Here is a 14,450-nt window from a genome sequence, read left to right as displayed (position 1 = left end):
TCAGATCTCCTGCATTTGGTGAATCGCGGCGGCTGGGCAGGCCCGCGCTCACGCTTCACCTCGGCCAAGCGCGTCGCGCTGCCCAGCCCGGCTCCGCCGTCAGCTAGCTCTCGACGAAATGCAGGAGCGACGAAAGGCGCGTGCCGAAAGGACGGCACAGGCGACCCCGGCATCCGTCAGATCTCCTGCATTTGGTGAATCGCGGCGGCTGGGCAGGCCCGCGCTCACGCTTCACCTCGGCCAAGCGCGTCGCGCTGCCCAGCCCGGCTCCGCCGTCAGCTAGCTCTCGACGAAATGCAGGAGCGACGAAAGGCGCGTGCCGAAAGGACGGCACAGGCGACCCCGGCATCCCTCAGATCTCCTGCATTCGGTAAATCGCGGCGGCTGGGCAGGCCCGCGCTCACGCTTCGCCTCGGCCACGCGCGTCGCGCTGCTCAGCCCGCGTCCCCTCCGGGCTCCGCCCTCGACTGGCCGTCGACGAAATGCAGGAGCAACGAAGCGCGGATGCCGGAATCACAGGGGAGACGACCCCGGTATCCCTCAGATCTCCTGCATTTCTGAAGGGGAACCGCGGATCCGGCAGGCGGCGGGGCCGGCACGCAATGGCCGGCGCCCTCCGGGCACACCGCCCGCGGCTCAGTGCAGCGGCTGGCCGTCCTTGCCGAGCACGTTCTTCTCGCCCGCCTCGATGGCGAACGGGAAGCGGTTCTGCTTCGGCGGCATCGGGCAGTTGAAGGCGTAGCTGAAGGCGCAGGGGGGAATCACCGCGCGGTTGAAGTCGAGGGTGATCGTGCCGTCGGCGTTCGGCGCCAGGAACAGGAACCGGCCGACGCTGTACGTGGACTCGCCGTTGGTCGCATCGGCGAAGACAAGCTGCAGGGCGCGACCGGCCTTGAACGCGGCCAGATCGAACTCATGCCCGTCGCGCTCGAACATGATCCGGCCGGGAACGACCTGCTCGCGCGTCACACCGTCGTCCTTCAGGTGCTCGAAGCCAACCGTCGTGCCGGAGGGGTTCTCCTCCCAGCGCGCCGTGATCACCCAGTCGGGGTTGTAGTCGAAAACGTCGATGCCGCCGAAGTTCTGGATGCCCTCCGAGTTGGCATCCCACACCCGCAGCGCGTAGCCGCCGGTCGCCTGCGCGATGACCGCACCGCGCACCGTGTCGCTGAACACGACATCGCCCGGGGTCTCGTGGTCCTTGCCGCGCACGATCGCTTCGCCGTCGACGAGTTCGCCGTTCACGCGGATGCCGTCGGCCGCGGCCGCGATGACCTTGAGTCCCGACTCCCCCGCCTCCAGCGGCGCCCAGCGCCCGGGAACACCCCAGATCGGCTGCTCGGAGTCGACCACCTGCGAGTTGACGAGCGCGAGACTGCCGAGCGGCTGCACGACCGCCTGCTCGCGCCGCGAGTGGTAGAGCGCGAAGGCGTCTTCGGCGGTGGTGGGGGCGGTCGCGGTGCTCTGCTCGGTCATGGTTCCATCCTGTCGGGTCGGGGTATGCAACGCACGCCGACACGGGCGCATTCCCCCGAGTCGGCATGAGTCGGCGCGGGTCGCACTGCTAGCGTCATTGAGTGACCGATTCCCTGTTCGACGCCGTCGGCGATCCGCTGACCGCGATCGCGGACCTCTCGGATGCCTTCGCCCGCGACACCGGCCGATTGGCTCCCGACGCATCCGTCGCGAACCCGATGTGGGAGGACGTCGCCCGCATGGTCGACCACCTCGGCGGCATCTACCGCTGGGTGGCAGCGACGGTGCGAAGCGGCGAGTGCGCCGAACGCGGCGCCCACCAGACCCCCGACCCCGCGGAGCTCGAGTCGTGGTTTCGCGAATCCCGAAGCCTGCTGCTCGATGCCCTGACATCGACCGACCCGGCACGCCCGTGCTGGACGCTCTACGGCAAGCCCGGGACCGCCGGCTTCTGGCGCCGGCGCATGCTGCACGAGACGACGATGCACCTGGGCGACCTGCGCACCGCCGACGGCGCCGGCTACACCCCGCCCGCGGAGGCGAGCGCGGCGGTGTTCGCCGACGGCATCGCGGAGCACCTTGGGGTGTTCCTCGACCGCTCGCGTCCGAACCTCGACCGGCTGCCGGCCCCGTTCGCATTGCACGCGACCGATGCGGGCGTGCGGTGGACGATTCTCGAGGACTGGCAGGTGGCCCAGAACGATGGCGCCTCCTCGATCCGCCCCGGCACCACGACGGTCGCCGGGCCCGCGGGATGGCTCGCCGCGTTCGCCTGGGATCGCGTCACGCTGGCGGACACCCCCGCGCTGAGCCTCAGCGGCGACCCCGACGTCGCCGCGGCCTACACGGCCGCGCCGGTGCACCCGTAGCGCGACGGCAGCCCTACAGTTCGGCGCCGCGGCGCTCCAGCAGCACCATGACCTCGCTGTGCGCGGTCTGGGGGAACATGTCGAACACGCGCACGCGCCGCGCCACGAAGCCGGGCAGCGCGCGCAGGTCGCGCTCCAGCGAGTGCACGTTGCAGCTCGAGTAGACGATCGTCTGCACCGTGGAGGCGACCAGCCAGGTCGTGAGCCGGTCGCCGAGTCCGCGCCGGGGCGGGTTGACGATGACGAGTTCCGGATGCTCGGCGGCGGTCTCCGCGAACGCGGTCGCATCCAGCGCTGCGAACTCGACGTCTGCGAGCCCCGCCTCGACGGCCGTGCGACGAGCGCTCAGCACCGCCTGCTCGCTCGTCTCGACCCCGAGCACCGCCCGGCCGGGTGCGGCGGCGTGCAGGGCGAACCCGCCGACGCCGCAGTACAGATCCCACACGCTCGACGGCGCCGCCTCGTCGACCCACTCGCGCGCCTGTGCGTACATGCCCTCGGCGATCGCCGTGTTCGTCTGGAAGAAGCCGCCCGGCCGCAGATGCAGGTCGAGGCCGCCCACGCGCATCCCGATGCTGTCGGCCTCGGTGAGCAACTGCTCCTCGGGGCCCTCCAGCACCGCCTTGTGCTCGGGCTGCAGGTTGACGCTGACCACCTCGAGTTGCGGCAGCGCGGCGCGCAGGCTCGGCAGGTGCTTGCGGATGCGCGACACCGACTCGGTCGAGCGCAGCACGAAGCGCAGCATGAGCGCGCCGCTCGGCGCCTCGGTGAGCAGGGCGTGCTTGAGCTCGCCGGTGCGCGCGGGCACGTCGTAGGGGGTGAGCCGGGCCTGGCCGATGAACTCGGCGATCGCCGGGACCGCGGCGCGCAGACCCGGCGCGTGGATGCCGCACTCGCGCAGGTCGACCCCGCGCTGACGCTCGTCGAGAATGCCGAGCGTGGGCGCGTCGACGGTGCCGCCGACGACGAGCTTCGCCTTGTTGCGGAAGCCGTCCTCCACGCTGGCCGCGGGCGGGAGCCACTCGGCGACGTCGGCACCGGAGGTCTCCCCCAGCACCGCGCGCGCCGTGGACACCTTGCCCGCGAGCTGGGCTTCGTAGGGCTGCCCCATGAACTCGCACGAGCGGCACACACCCGCGTCGAAGTAGGAGCACTGCATCAGATCAGGGTATCGACAGGCACGGGTTTTAAACTTCGAGCATGTCTGCAGGATCGTCGGAGTCGCGTGCCGAACCGGCCGCCGCGGACGACGTGCCGCTCAGCCGCCGGGAACGCATCCGGCTCAACCCCACCGCGAACCGGCTCTACCGTGCGGGCGTCGGGGTCGTCGGCGGCACGACGATCGTCGTCGGGTTCGTGCTCATGCCGCTGCCGGGCCCGGGCACCCTCATCGCGATCGGCGGACTCGGCGTGCTCGCGACCGAGTTCACCGGCGCGCGGAAGCTCAGCAAGAAGGTCAACACGACCGCCAAGAAGGCGATCGATGCCGCGAAGGATGCGCGCGCACGACGCGTCGAGACGAAGCGCGAGAGTAGGGCGGACGGGACTTGAACCCGTGACCGACGGATTATGAGTCCGCTGCTCTAACCAGCTGAGCTACCGCCCCGTGCGGGTTTGAGTGTATCGGGAGGGCGGGGGTGGGGGTCGCAGGGTGGGTCTCGATGCGCCGCGGTCGGGCTGCTGGTCTCGATACGCCGCTGCGCGGCTACTCGACCGGCACAGGTTGCGCGGGGCGGGTCTCGATACGCCGCTGCGCCGCTACTCGACTGGCTCATCTTGCGCGGCGCTGGTCTCGATACGCCGCTGCGCGGCTACTCGACCGGCAAGGGCGGCTGCGCGGCTACTCGACCGGCTCATCTTGCGCGGCGCTGGTCTCGATACGCGGCTTCGCCGCTACTCGACCAGCGGGGCGGCTACTCGACCGGCTGGGTGACGGGGACGCCGCGGTAGATCGCCTCGAAGGCGTCGATGGTGCGGTCGAGGTCGTGCGCCTGCACGGCCTGAAGCGAGGCGCGGCCCATGCGCTCGCGCTCGGCCTCCGGCGCGCTCAGCACGTCGGTGAGGCGCGCGGCGAGGGCGTCCACATCGCGCGGCGGGTACAGGTAGCCGTTCACGCCGTGGGTGACCAGGTGCGGCAGCGCCATCGCGTCGGCGGCGACGATGGGCAGACCCGACGCCATCGCCTCCATCGTCGTGATGCTCTGCAGCTCGGCGATCAACGGCATCGCGAACACGGAGGCGCGATTCAACGTCGAGCGCAGTTCGTCGTAGCTCACTCGACCGGGCACCCGGATGCGATCCTGCAGCCCCAGCTCCTCCACCAGCGCGATGAGCTTCTGCCGCTGATCCCCGTCGCCGAGGATGTCGACCGCGACGTCGAGCGCCGGGTCGAGCTTCGCGACGGCGCGGATCAGATCCTCGATGTGCTTCTCCTCGTCGGCACGGCCGAGGAAGACGATCCGGTTGCGCTCGCGAGCCGAGAAGTCGGGCGTGTAGGCATCCAGGCGCAGACCGTTGGAGATCGCGTAGGTGTCGCGCAGCCCGGTGTTCTCCTCCAGGTAGTCGGCGGAGCGTCGCGTCGGGCTCGTCACCGCATCGCAGCGCTCGAAGACGCGCGCAGCGGCGCGCCACTGGGCGCGGATGAGCGCCTTCAGCATCGACTTCGTCATGATCTGCACGTGCTGCGCGATGTTCTCGGGCATGGTGTGGTTCGTGCCGACGAGGCGGACACCCTGCTGCTCGGCGACGATCGACAGCCCGCGCCCGAGCACGAAGTGCGACTGGAAGTGCACGACGTCGGGCTTCGACAGCGCGAGCACGCGCTTCGAGTTGGCGACGGCGCGCCACGGCAGCGCGAAACGCAGCCACGGGTGGAAGATCCAGCGCCAGCTGTAGATGCGGTAGACCGTGAACTCGGTGCCGCCATGCATCTCGCGGTAGGTGCCGGCGCGCACGCCCTTCGGCGCGGGGGCCATGATCTCGACCTGGTGTCCGCGGTCGGCCATGCCGACGGCGAGTTGGCGCGCAAAGCTCGCCGATCCGTTGACGTCGGGCGCGAACGTGTCGCAGCCCAGCAGAATTCTCAGCGGCGCGCTCGCGGCGGCCGGGGAGGCGTCAGGCACGCGGGGATTCCTTCGCTCGGGTGTCGGGCACCCTTCAAGGTACCCCAGTGCAGGGGGAACGCCGACGCGACTAGCGGTGAGTCTGCGGGTGGTGGCGCGCGAGCTGGAACACGCCGATCACGGCGACCGTCCCGACGACGAGCCAGGTCAGGATCACCCAGAGCGGAACCTCGGATGCCTCACCGAACACGGTGATCCCGATCACGACCGCGACGAGCGGGTCGACGACCGTGAGCCCCGCGATCACGAGGTCGGGCGCGCCCACCGAGTACGCCGTCTGCACGAAGTAGCCGCCGAGCGCCGCGGCGGCCAGCAGCGAGACGATGCACAGCACGGTGAGCCACTCGAAGTTGCCGTTGCCGAGCCGGTTGATGACCGCCTTGGCGAGGGTGGCGACGAAGCCGTAGAGCACGCCCGCGGCGAGGATGTAGAAGATCGCCCCGGCGCTGGTGCGCCAGCGGACGAAGGCGAGGCCGAGCGCGACGAGGATCGCGGCGAGGGCCGAGAGCACGATGATGAGCTGCGCATCCCCGAGCACGTGCTCTTTGGCGTAGACGGCGGCGATCGCGACGAAGACGCCGATCCCGCCGACGCACATGAAGATCGCGTTGCGCGCGCGATGCTCGAGCCGGTGGCCCGAGAGCCGAGCGTTGAGGATCGAGGTCAGCACGAGCGCGACCACGCCGAGCGGCTGCACCACGATGAGCGGCGCGAAGGTGAGGCTGGTCAGCTGGAACACGATCGCCAGGCCGAGCATCAGGGTTCCGAGCGCCCACCACGGCCGCGCCAGAAGGCGGAACAGCTGCCCCGGACTGAGGCCGGCTTTCGCCCCGGATCCGTGCGACTCCTCGACCTGTTCCACGCCGCGATGCTGGAACTGCGCCCCCAGCGAGAGGAACACCGCGCCGATCAGGGCGATCACGATGCCGACGGGGGCGAGCGAGCCGACGAAGCTCGAGGCATCGAAATCGCTCAGGACGGGGGGCACCAATCGAATCTAGCGGCATCCGCCCCGATATCCTTGACCCATGGCCGTTCTCCCTATCGTCATCACGGGAGATCCCGTACTCCACACCACCGCCGCCGCGGTGACCGATTTCGGGCCGAAGCTCGCCGAGCTGGTGCGCGACATGGTCGACACCATGGATGCCGCCCCCGGCGTCGGTCTCGCCGCCCCGCAGGTGGGTGTGCCGCTGCGGGTCTTCGTCTACCGCTGGGACGACGAGGACGGCGTGCACCACGAGGGCACCGCGGTCAACCCGGAGCTCTGGATCTCACCCCCCGAGCCGGGCGAACCCGACGAGGACGAGGAGTCGGAGGGCTGCCTGTCGATCCCCGGCGAGCGGTTCCCGCTGCGCCGTTCCGGCCGCGCGCTGCTGCGCGCTCAGGACGCCTCCGGGGCGCCCTTCGAGATCGAGGCCGAGGGCTGGCTCGCGCGCATCTTCCAGCACGAGTACGACCACCTCGACGGCGTGCTCTACGCCGATCGGCTCAGCTACCCGCACAACCGTGCGGTGGTCAAGGCGATCAAGAAGCAGAGCTGGGGCTCCCCCGGCAAGTCGTGGATGCCCGGCGTCAACGACCTCGACGCCTGACCGTTCAGCTCGGGCGGTAGGCGGCCGCCGATCGGATCGCGTCAAAGAGCGCCTCGGGCTCGACGTCCTTGTACAGCACCGCGTAGGCGCCCGCCTCGGCGGCGGCCGGCAGCTGCTCGTCCAGGTCGACCGTCGCGAACAGGATGACGCGCGGCGGGGTGCCCTGCTCGGCGACCCGCTCGTCGGTGCGGATGCGCTCGGCGGCGACCGCACCTCCGACGCGTCGCATGTGCAGATCCATCAGCACCACGTCGACCGGGTTGCGGCGGGCGAACGCGAGCGCCCCCGCCCCGTCGCTCGCCTGGCCGACGACCTCGAACTCGGGCTGCGAGCCGAGCAGCAGCGCCCAGCCCTCCCGCTGCCGGCTGGAGTCGTCGACGATGAGCACCCGGATGGGCGGGGCCGGCGCGCGCCGAGGGCTCACCGGCTCTCCGCGCGCGGTTCGCGGTGGATGCCCGGGAAGATCGCCGAGACGGAGAAGCCGACTCCCGGCACCTCGAACGCGTTGAAGACGCCGCCGAACAGCTCCGCGCGCTGGCGCATGTCGGAGATGCCGCGGCCGGTCGGACGCTGTGTGAGGGCGGCCAGGTCGTCGTCTTGGGAGTAGGCGCGCTGCTGCGCTTCGACGTTCGGGTCGAGGCCGTCGCGGCGCGCGTGCGCGCGGATGCCGTCGTCATCGACGAGCACCTCGAGGCCGTGGTCGGTCCACTTGAAGCTCACCCGCACCTGGGTGCCCTCGCCGCCATGCCCGAGCGAGTTCGCGAGCGCCTCCTGCAGGATGCGGTAGATCGCCAGCTCGGTGCCCTGCTTCAGGTCGAGCCGCGTCCCCGTCTCGACGAACTCGATCACGAGCCCCGCGTCGCGCATCACCTTGAACAGCTCCCGCACCGAGGAGAGGCTCGGCTGCGGTCCGGCCTGCGCTTCGCCCGCGCGCACCACATCCATCACGCGACGCAGGTCGCCGAGGGTGGTGCGGGCGGTGTCGGCGATCGTCGCCGCGGTGCGCGCCGCGACCTGCGGGTCGGCCGCGGCGGCGTAGCGAGCCCCGTCGGCCTGGCTGATGACCACCGAGACGGAGTGCACGATCAGCTCATGCAGCTCGCGCACGATGGTGAGGCGCGACCCCTGCTCGGCGAGCTCGAGTTCGAGGTCGAGCCGCTCGCGCTCGAGGGTGACGCGGTCGCTGCCATCGCGACTTGTCCCGCGACGAGCGCGACGCCAGAGCACCGCCAGCACGAGCGCCGCGACGAGAAAGACGCCCGCCGCCACCGCCAGGCCGACGATGACAACGAACGAGTTGTCCTGAATCCAGTCGTTCACGCGGGTCTCTCCTTCGGGCGTTCGGGCCCGAAGGAGAGACTACCGGCGGCGCGGGGACGCGCGGGGCGTTATTCGCTCGGCGGCGTCGAGCGGTTGGCTCGCAGCACCTCGAGCCGCGCGCGGTATTCGACCTCGTCGATGTCGCCGTTGGCGAACCGCTCGGCGAGCGTCTTCTCGGCGCCGCGAGCGCCCTCGTGCGCGGCCGCGTGCCAGGCGGCCCCGGCGAAGCGGCGACGTGAACGGGCGAGCACGACGATCAGCACCACGATCGGCGCGAGCCAGAGGAGGAAGAACAGCGGCGCCAACCAGAACGCGGCGTGACTGCCGACGTGGGCGACCGATGCGGCGATGGCGAGAGAATTCAGCACGAGTGCTCCTTGCGTTCGGGGTTCCTGCGGAACCTGATGACCCCACTCTCGCCGTCTCGCCGCTCGGGCGAATCTGCTGACGGGACCGTTCCGCTTACTCCACCGGGCGCAGTCCTGGCGTGCCGACTACTCCGCGCGGCCGGGTGTGACGAGGCCCGTCTCGTAGGCGATCACGACCAGTTGGACCCGGTCGCGCGCGAGGAGCTTCGACATGATGCGCGACACGTGCGTCTTCGCCGTGAGCGGGCTCAGGAACAGCGCCCGCCCGATCTCATCGTTGGTGAGTCCCTGCCCGACCAGCGCCAGCACCTCGCGCTCGCGCTCGGTGAGCACCGCGAGCCGGCTCGCATCCGGGGGCGAGGTCAGTCCGCCCGCGACTTGCTCGAGCAGGCGCTTCGTGACGCGGGGGCTCAGCAGCGCCTCCCCCGCGGCGACGACGTGAACGGCGCGCAGCAGCTCGACGGGCTCGGTGTCTTTCACCAGGAATCCGCTGGCGCCCGCGCGAATCGCCTGCGCGACGTACTCGTCGAGTTCGAAGGTCGTGACGACGACCACTCGGGTGCCTCCGAGGGACGGATCGGCGACGATCTGCTCGGTCGCCCACAGTCCGTCGCCGTCGGGCATGCGGATGTCCATCAGCACCACATCGGGGCGCTCCCGGCGCACCAGGGCGACGGCCTCCCGGCCGGTTGCCGCCTCGCCCACCACCTCGAGGTCCGGCTCGGCCTCGAGCAGGCTCCGGAAGCCGGCGCGGATCAGGTGCTGGTCGTCGGCGAGGGCGACGCGGATCGTCATGGCTTCTCCGGGGTGGGCTCGGGCAGGGGGAACTCGGCCGCGACGCGGAAGCCGCCCTCCGGGGCGGGGCCCGCCGTCAGGTGACCGCCGAGCAGTTCGGCGCGTTCGCGCATGCCGAGCAGCCCGCGCCCGCCGGATTCGCTGGCCGGCCCGGGCGCGGCTGTCCCGTCATCGATGACATCGAGGTGGAGACGGGAGCCCACGCGCACGAGCGTCACGGTCACCGTCCGGGCGCCGAGCGCGTGCCGCTGCGCGTTGGTCAGCGACTCCTGCACGACGCGGTACACCGCCAGCTGCACGGGCTTCGGCACGCTGCCGTGGGCGACCCGGTCGTCGAGCACGACGCGCAGCCCGGTGGCGGTGACCGAGGCGATCAGCCCGTCGAGCCGAGAGAGATCGGGTTCGGGCACGAGCGGCGCGCTCGGGTCGGCTCCGCGCTCGGCGCGCAGCACTCCGAGGACGGCGCGCACCTCGTCGAGCGCGGTCTTGCTGGTCTCCTTGATGCTCGCCAGGGCATCCTCGGCCTTCTCCGGCTGCCGCTCCATCAGGTGGAGCCCGACGCCCGCCTGCACGTTGATCTGGCTGAGCGAGTGCGCGAGCACATCGTGCAGCTCCCGCGCGATGCGCACCCGCTCGGCCTGCACCTCGCTGCGCTGGCGCTCGCGCTGTTCGCGCACGAACTCGCGTGTCCGCTCCATTCGGCTGCGCAGCCCCTCGCCGATCCCCACCAGGAGCAGGATCCCGAGCGTCGTGACGGCGACCCGTCCGGGTGCCCAGGCGCCGAACGGCGGCAGCAGCGCGATCGCGAGGGTCACGACCCAGGCGATCGAGATCGACACCCAGGCCCAGACGCGAGCGCCGCGCACGATCGCGCCCACCACGGCGAACGCGAGCGCCACGTACGGCGGACTCGAGTCGTGACCGAACAGCAGGTCGGCCGAGGCCGCCGCGGAGATGATCGCAATGACGGGTCCGGGGTATCGCCGCGCCGCGGCGAGAACGACCGGCGCCAGAACGGCGAGCAGGAACGAGATGATCGCCTCGCGGGGGCGCGCGTCGAACAGGCTGCTGCCGACGCTCCCCGGAACCAGCGAGGCGCGCAGGCGGATCACCGCGATCGGCACCTGCGCGATGAACGTGATGCCCACCGGCAGCCACAGCGTCGCCCACCGCGGCAGGTGCATCCACGGCGGAAGCATCGCCGAAGCAGCCTCGGATGACGTCGAAGAGGCGGGCATCCCCCGATGCTACGGGCGCACGCCCGGGCGCGTGTAGACCCGAGGGCGCGCGGCAACTACTCCCGAGGGAGTAGAGCGCGGGGAATCGGGACCCGATTCCTGTATGGCTCCCCGGCTTGGACTCGAACCAAGAACCTATCGGTTAACAGCCGATTGCTCTGCCAATTGAGCTACCGAGGATTACTGCGAACAGCCGGTCTAGCTTAGCAAACCTGCGAGGCCATTCTGTCCGCCTGGGCCCCCGTCACGAAAGCACCGCAAGACACGTCGGCGAGGGCGCGAGAACCGGCTCGCCGAGGGGCGTCAGCGCGCCCTCGGAATCGAGCGCGAAGCTCGTCACCGAGTCGGAGCGCTGGTTGGCCACGTGCACGAATTCCCTGTCGCGGACCAGATGGCGGGGCCAGTCGCCCCCGCAGTCGACATCGCCGACGGCGGTGAGCTCCGCGCCGTCCCAGCGGGTGACCGCAATCCGGTTCGCGCCGCGCACGCCCGCAATCACGAAGCGGCCGTCGGCCGAGAGCGCCAGGGCCGCGGCCTGGCTGCGCCCCGGCTCCCCGGGAAGCGGAGCCGAGCCCGCGAACTCGAACGTGTCCCCCGCGGGTCGAAGCAGGCTCACCGTCAGGCCCCACTCGCCCAGCACGGCCAAGCTGCCGCCGGGCAGCGGCAGCACGTCGCGCGGCCCGGTCCCCGCGGGCAGCGCGATCAATGCGATTCTCTCCAGCCGTGCGCCGCGCCAGCGGTGCAGGTGCACGCGATCCGCGCCGAGGTCGGCGGTCACGATGCGTCCGTCGTCGAGAACGAGCACGTGGTGGGCGTGCGGCGACGCCTGCGCCGGCCACGGGCCGCTGCCGCTCGCGTCGAGCTCCTGCTCGGCGGGCCCAAGACCGTCACCCTCGCTCGCACCCGCGCCGTGCACCGCCACGACGCCATCGCCGTAGCGCACCGCGACGAGCGCGTCACCGCCGGACGGGCGTGCCGCAACCGCGAGATGGCACGGCGACGCGGCCACGCCGCTGTCGCGCACCGCGAGTTCGCGAAGGGAGCCGTCGTCCGCCCGCTCCCACGCGGCAACGGCCGAGTCGGCCTCCAGCGCGGCGAACACGCGGCGCGGAGTGACCGTCACCCAGGACGGCGATTCCACCTCGGCGACGAGGCCAAGGTACTCGAAGCGCCCGTCGGCGTGGCTTCGCCCACGGCCGATGCCGCGGGCGCTGCCGCCCATCGCGGCGCCGTAGCCGCCGAGGAGGAACTCCGTCATCGCTGCAGCGCCGCCAGAGTGCGCACGTACGGGTGGAGCGGGTCGCGCAGCACCTCATCGACCTTGCCGTAGCCGACGAAGTGCCCCGCGTGCATGACCGCGATCCGGTCGGTAATGGTGCGCAGCTCGCGCAGATCGTGGCCGACGACGATCGCCGAGAAGCCGTGCTCCTGCTGCATCTCCTTGATGACGTCGAGGATCCGGCCGCGCATCAGAACATCGACGCCCATCGTGGGGTCGTCGGCGACGAGGATCTCGGGCGCCACGACGAGGGCGCGCGCGAGCGCGATGCGCTGACGCTGACCGCGGCTGAGCTCGTGCGGGAACTTGTCCATCACCGAGAGCGGAAGCCGAACCGAGTCGATCAGCGCGGCGGCGCGGCGGCCCGCCTCGTCCGGGTTCGCACGGCGGTCGCGCTGGAACAGCGGCGACGCCACGTTCTCGCCGATCGTCATCCGCGGCTCGAGCGTCGAGCCGCCGTCCTGGGGAAGATAGCCGACGCGCCACGCCAGCTGGCTGCGAACGCGGGCAGATGCGTCGCGCAGCGGAACGCCGAGCACCGACAGGCCGCCCCCGAAGATCCGCGGCGGTGCCATCTCGCCCAGCAGGGTCTGGCCGGCGACGGCGCGAGCGAGCGTGCTCTTGCCCGAGCCCGCCTCCCCCACGACGCCCAGGATCTCGCCCGCGAACAGCTCGAAATTGACCCCGTCAACGGCGACCTCGCGGACGCCATAGCCGAGCGTCAGGTCGTCAGCGCGAACGGTGACGGCGGAGTGACTCACGCTCACAACTTACGCCACGTCACCGCCGGGTGAGGCCGCCGAGCCACCCCTCGCCCAACTCGGCGATCGTCGCGAGCGTCACGCCCGGCGCGAGGTACATCGTCTGACGCCCCGACAGCAGCGGCAAGGTGGGAAGCCGCGACGCGAGACGCGCCTCAAGGGTCGTGATGACCTCCTCACGATCCGACACGTTCGCGGTGGTGCCCTGCTGCGCAATCAGCTCATCGGTCGTCTCGTCGCCGATCCCGGTCGGCAGCCCCAGATCAGAGGAATAGAGGCGGGTGAGCGCGTCATCGACATCGACGCCCGCGGGCGTCGTCGTGTACAGGAAGATCGGGTAGCGCTCGGCACCCAGCGTCGCGCGGCTGAACGGGCCATCCACCTCGTCGAAGGTGACGGTGAACAGTCCGCCCTCCTCCAACTGGGTCTCGAGTTCGGCGCGGATCGCCTCGCCGGCGACGTCTTCCGCGTTCGCGACATAGCTGATCACAAGCGGAACCGGCGTCTCGACGTCCGCGTCCGCCAGCCGGGCCGCGGCGCGCTCCGCATCCGCACCGCCCTCGGCGTCGCCATAGCCGGCGAGCACGCCCTGCTCCCCCGGAGCGGTTCCCGCCTCGAGCGACCCGGTGCGCAGCGCGGCGGGGAGGAATCCGTAGTCGGGCGACCACTCCGCCGGAGCGATCTCCGCGAGCGAGACGCGGTCCACGAGGTCGGCCATGGCCTTGCGCACGGCGACGGCGGCCTTCGAGCTCGCCTCCTCGGTGCCGGAGCCGAACGGCATGGTGCTGAAGTCGAAGGCGAGCATTCGCATCGTCTTCGTCGGCTGAACCCGCGTCGTCAGACCCGACGTCGCCAGCAGCTCCGAACGCTCCTCGGTGGTGAAGCTGCCGAAGGCGACATCGACCTCGGCCGCGGCCACACGCTCAGCGAGACTCGCCGCCTCAAGCTCCGTCTCCATCGTGATGACGGTGCCGGACGGATCCTCCAGATCGTCCTCGAACCCGACCACCGTGTACGTCGTGCCGTCGACGCCGGCGATCTTCCACTTGCCCGCGAACCCGCCGCCGGCGACGATCACCTCGTCGTCGGTGATGGCGTCGGCGGCGAAGATCTCCTCGTCGAGGATCGCCCCCGCCGGTCCCGCCAGCACGGCGGGAAAGGTCACGTCGTCGGCTTCGCGCAGCGTGAAGACGACCGTGTGGGTGTCCAGCGCGGCCACCGACTGCAGCCCGCGCAGCAGCGTCACCGGTCCCGTCGTGTCGCCGATCGCGAGCTGGCGCTCGAAGCTGAAGACGACATCGGAGGCCGTGAGTTCGTCGCCGTTCGGGAACTCCAGCCCCGTCGGCAGCGTCACCGTGTACTCGGTGTCGGAGGTGAACTCGGCGGTCTCGGCGAGCGAGAGATCGATCTCACCGGTGGCGGCATCGAGCTCGAGGAGCCGCGGATACAGCTGGTGCAGGAACGCCGTCGTCGTGCCGTCGCGCGTCGAACGCCGGGTCCAGGGAGACGATGTCCGAGGTGGTTCCCACCACGATCGGACGCGGCGCGCCCGCACCGGCGCAGCCGGACAGCAGCAGGGCGACGGATGCCGCGGCGATCGCCGCAGCCCCTCTCCGTCGGAGAGCGA

The 14,450-nt window shown here is 71.1% G+C and carries 15 protein-coding genes and 2 tRNA genes; 3 read left to right on the top strand and 14 right to left on the bottom strand.

The window, feature by feature from the left end; genetic code table 11:
• Nucleotides 1-636 precede the first annotated feature (636 nt).
• On the bottom strand, nucleotides 637-1,476 hold the full coding sequence (locus AC0L6Y_RS05195; protein WP_473557007.1) for a DUF1684 domain-containing protein: 840 nt from the start codon (nucleotides 1,474-1,476) through the stop codon (nucleotides 637-639).
• 101 nt (nucleotides 1,477-1,577) lie between these two features.
• On the opposite strand from AC0L6Y_RS05195, the gene AC0L6Y_RS05190 reads away from it, so the two are divergent.
• Nucleotides 1,578-2,345, top strand: a complete 768-nt coding sequence (locus tag AC0L6Y_RS05190; RefSeq protein WP_473557002.1) for a maleylpyruvate isomerase N-terminal domain-containing protein — start codon at nucleotides 1,578-1,580, stop codon at nucleotides 2,343-2,345.
• Between the two features lie 13 nt (nucleotides 2,346-2,358).
• Here the strand turns inward: AC0L6Y_RS05190 and rlmC are convergent, their stop codons facing one another.
• Nucleotides 2,359-3,504: a 23S rRNA (uracil(747)-C(5))-methyltransferase RlmC gene (gene rlmC / locus AC0L6Y_RS05185; protein ID WP_473556998.1), complete on the bottom strand. Its 1,146-nt coding sequence runs from the start codon at nucleotides 3,502-3,504 to the stop codon at nucleotides 2,359-2,361.
• 41 nt (nucleotides 3,505-3,545) lie between these two features.
• Here rlmC and AC0L6Y_RS05180 point away from each other — a divergent pair, with 41 nt between their 5' ends.
• Nucleotides 3,546-3,896 carry a PGPGW domain-containing protein gene (locus AC0L6Y_RS05180; protein ID WP_473556992.1) on the top strand — a complete coding sequence of 117 codons (351 nt, stop codon included), beginning with the start codon at nucleotides 3,546-3,548 and terminating at the stop codon, nucleotides 3,894-3,896.
• Here AC0L6Y_RS05180 and AC0L6Y_RS05175 read toward each other — a convergent pair.
• The 3 genes from AC0L6Y_RS05175 to AC0L6Y_RS05165 form a co-directional block, all read right to left on the bottom strand.
• A tRNA-Ile gene (locus tag AC0L6Y_RS05175) sits at nucleotides 3,878-3,951 on the bottom strand. The genes AC0L6Y_RS05180 and AC0L6Y_RS05175 overlap by 19 nt on opposite strands.
• Nucleotides 3,952-4,258: 307 nt before the next feature.
• Nucleotides 4,259-5,467, bottom strand: a complete 1,209-nt coding sequence (locus tag AC0L6Y_RS05170) for a glycosyltransferase (protein WP_473556986.1) — start codon at nucleotides 5,465-5,467, stop codon at nucleotides 4,259-4,261.
• 70 nt (nucleotides 5,468-5,537) lie between these two features.
• On the bottom strand, nucleotides 5,538-6,455 hold the full coding sequence (locus AC0L6Y_RS05165; protein WP_473556981.1) for a DMT family transporter: 918 nt from the start codon (nucleotides 6,453-6,455) through the stop codon (nucleotides 5,538-5,540).
• 40 nt (nucleotides 6,456-6,495) lie between these two features.
• Between AC0L6Y_RS05165 and def the strand changes: the two genes are divergently transcribed.
• On the top strand, nucleotides 6,496-7,062 hold the full coding sequence (gene def, locus AC0L6Y_RS05160; RefSeq protein WP_473556976.1) for a peptide deformylase: 567 nt from the start codon (nucleotides 6,496-6,498) through the stop codon (nucleotides 7,060-7,062).
• A 4-nt stretch (nucleotides 7,063-7,066) separates the two neighbouring features.
• Here the strand turns inward: def and AC0L6Y_RS05155 are convergent, their stop codons facing one another.
• From AC0L6Y_RS05155 to AC0L6Y_RS05115, 9 genes are all read right to left on the bottom strand, one after another.
• A complete protein-coding gene (locus AC0L6Y_RS05155) occupies nucleotides 7,067-7,486 on the bottom strand; it encodes a response regulator (RefSeq protein WP_473556971.1) in 420 nt (139 codons plus the stop codon).
• Nucleotides 7,483-8,382: a sensor histidine kinase gene (locus AC0L6Y_RS05150; RefSeq protein ID WP_473556967.1), complete on the bottom strand. Its 900-nt coding sequence runs from the start codon at nucleotides 8,380-8,382 to the stop codon at nucleotides 7,483-7,485. The genes AC0L6Y_RS05155 and AC0L6Y_RS05150 overlap by 4 nt, the downstream gene beginning before the upstream one ends.
• Nucleotides 8,383-8,450: 68 nt before the next feature.
• Entirely contained in the window at nucleotides 8,451-8,750 is a 300-nt protein-coding gene (locus AC0L6Y_RS05145) for an SHOCT domain-containing protein (protein ID WP_473556962.1), read from the bottom strand.
• A gap of 126 nt (nucleotides 8,751-8,876) precedes the next feature.
• Nucleotides 8,877-9,545: a response regulator gene (locus AC0L6Y_RS05140; protein WP_473556956.1), complete on the bottom strand. Its 669-nt coding sequence runs from the start codon at nucleotides 9,543-9,545 to the stop codon at nucleotides 8,877-8,879.
• A complete protein-coding gene (locus tag AC0L6Y_RS05135) occupies nucleotides 9,542-10,783 on the bottom strand; it encodes a sensor histidine kinase (RefSeq protein WP_473556950.1) in 1,242 nt (413 codons plus the stop codon). The genes AC0L6Y_RS05140 and AC0L6Y_RS05135 overlap by 4 nt, the downstream gene beginning before the upstream one ends.
• 104 nt (nucleotides 10,784-10,887) lie before the next feature.
• Nucleotides 10,888-10,963, bottom strand: a tRNA-Asn gene (locus AC0L6Y_RS05130).
• Nucleotides 10,964-11,027: 64 nt separating this feature from the next.
• Nucleotides 11,028-12,041, bottom strand: a complete 1,014-nt coding sequence (locus tag AC0L6Y_RS05125) for a lactonase family protein (protein WP_473556945.1) — start codon at nucleotides 12,039-12,041, stop codon at nucleotides 11,028-11,030.
• The gene (locus tag AC0L6Y_RS05120) at nucleotides 12,038-12,823 is read right to left on the bottom strand and encodes an ATP-binding cassette domain-containing protein (protein WP_473556941.1); all 786 of its coding nucleotides are present in this window, start codon (nucleotides 12,821-12,823) and stop codon (nucleotides 12,038-12,040) included. The genes AC0L6Y_RS05125 and AC0L6Y_RS05120 overlap by 4 nt, the downstream gene beginning before the upstream one ends.
• A gap of 19 nt (nucleotides 12,824-12,842) precedes the next feature.
• The gene (locus tag AC0L6Y_RS05115; protein ID WP_473556935.1) at nucleotides 12,843-14,378 is read right to left on the bottom strand and encodes an ABC transporter substrate-binding protein; all 1,536 of its coding nucleotides are present in this window, start codon (nucleotides 14,376-14,378) and stop codon (nucleotides 12,843-12,845) included.
• Between the last annotated feature and the right edge of the window lie 72 nt (nucleotides 14,379-14,450).

Source organism: Pseudolysinimonas sp. 10J20-29, from assembly GCF_055809595.1.
The sequence above is the reverse complement of the archived record's forward strand: the minus strand, read 5'-3'. Positions and strand labels throughout refer to the sequence as shown.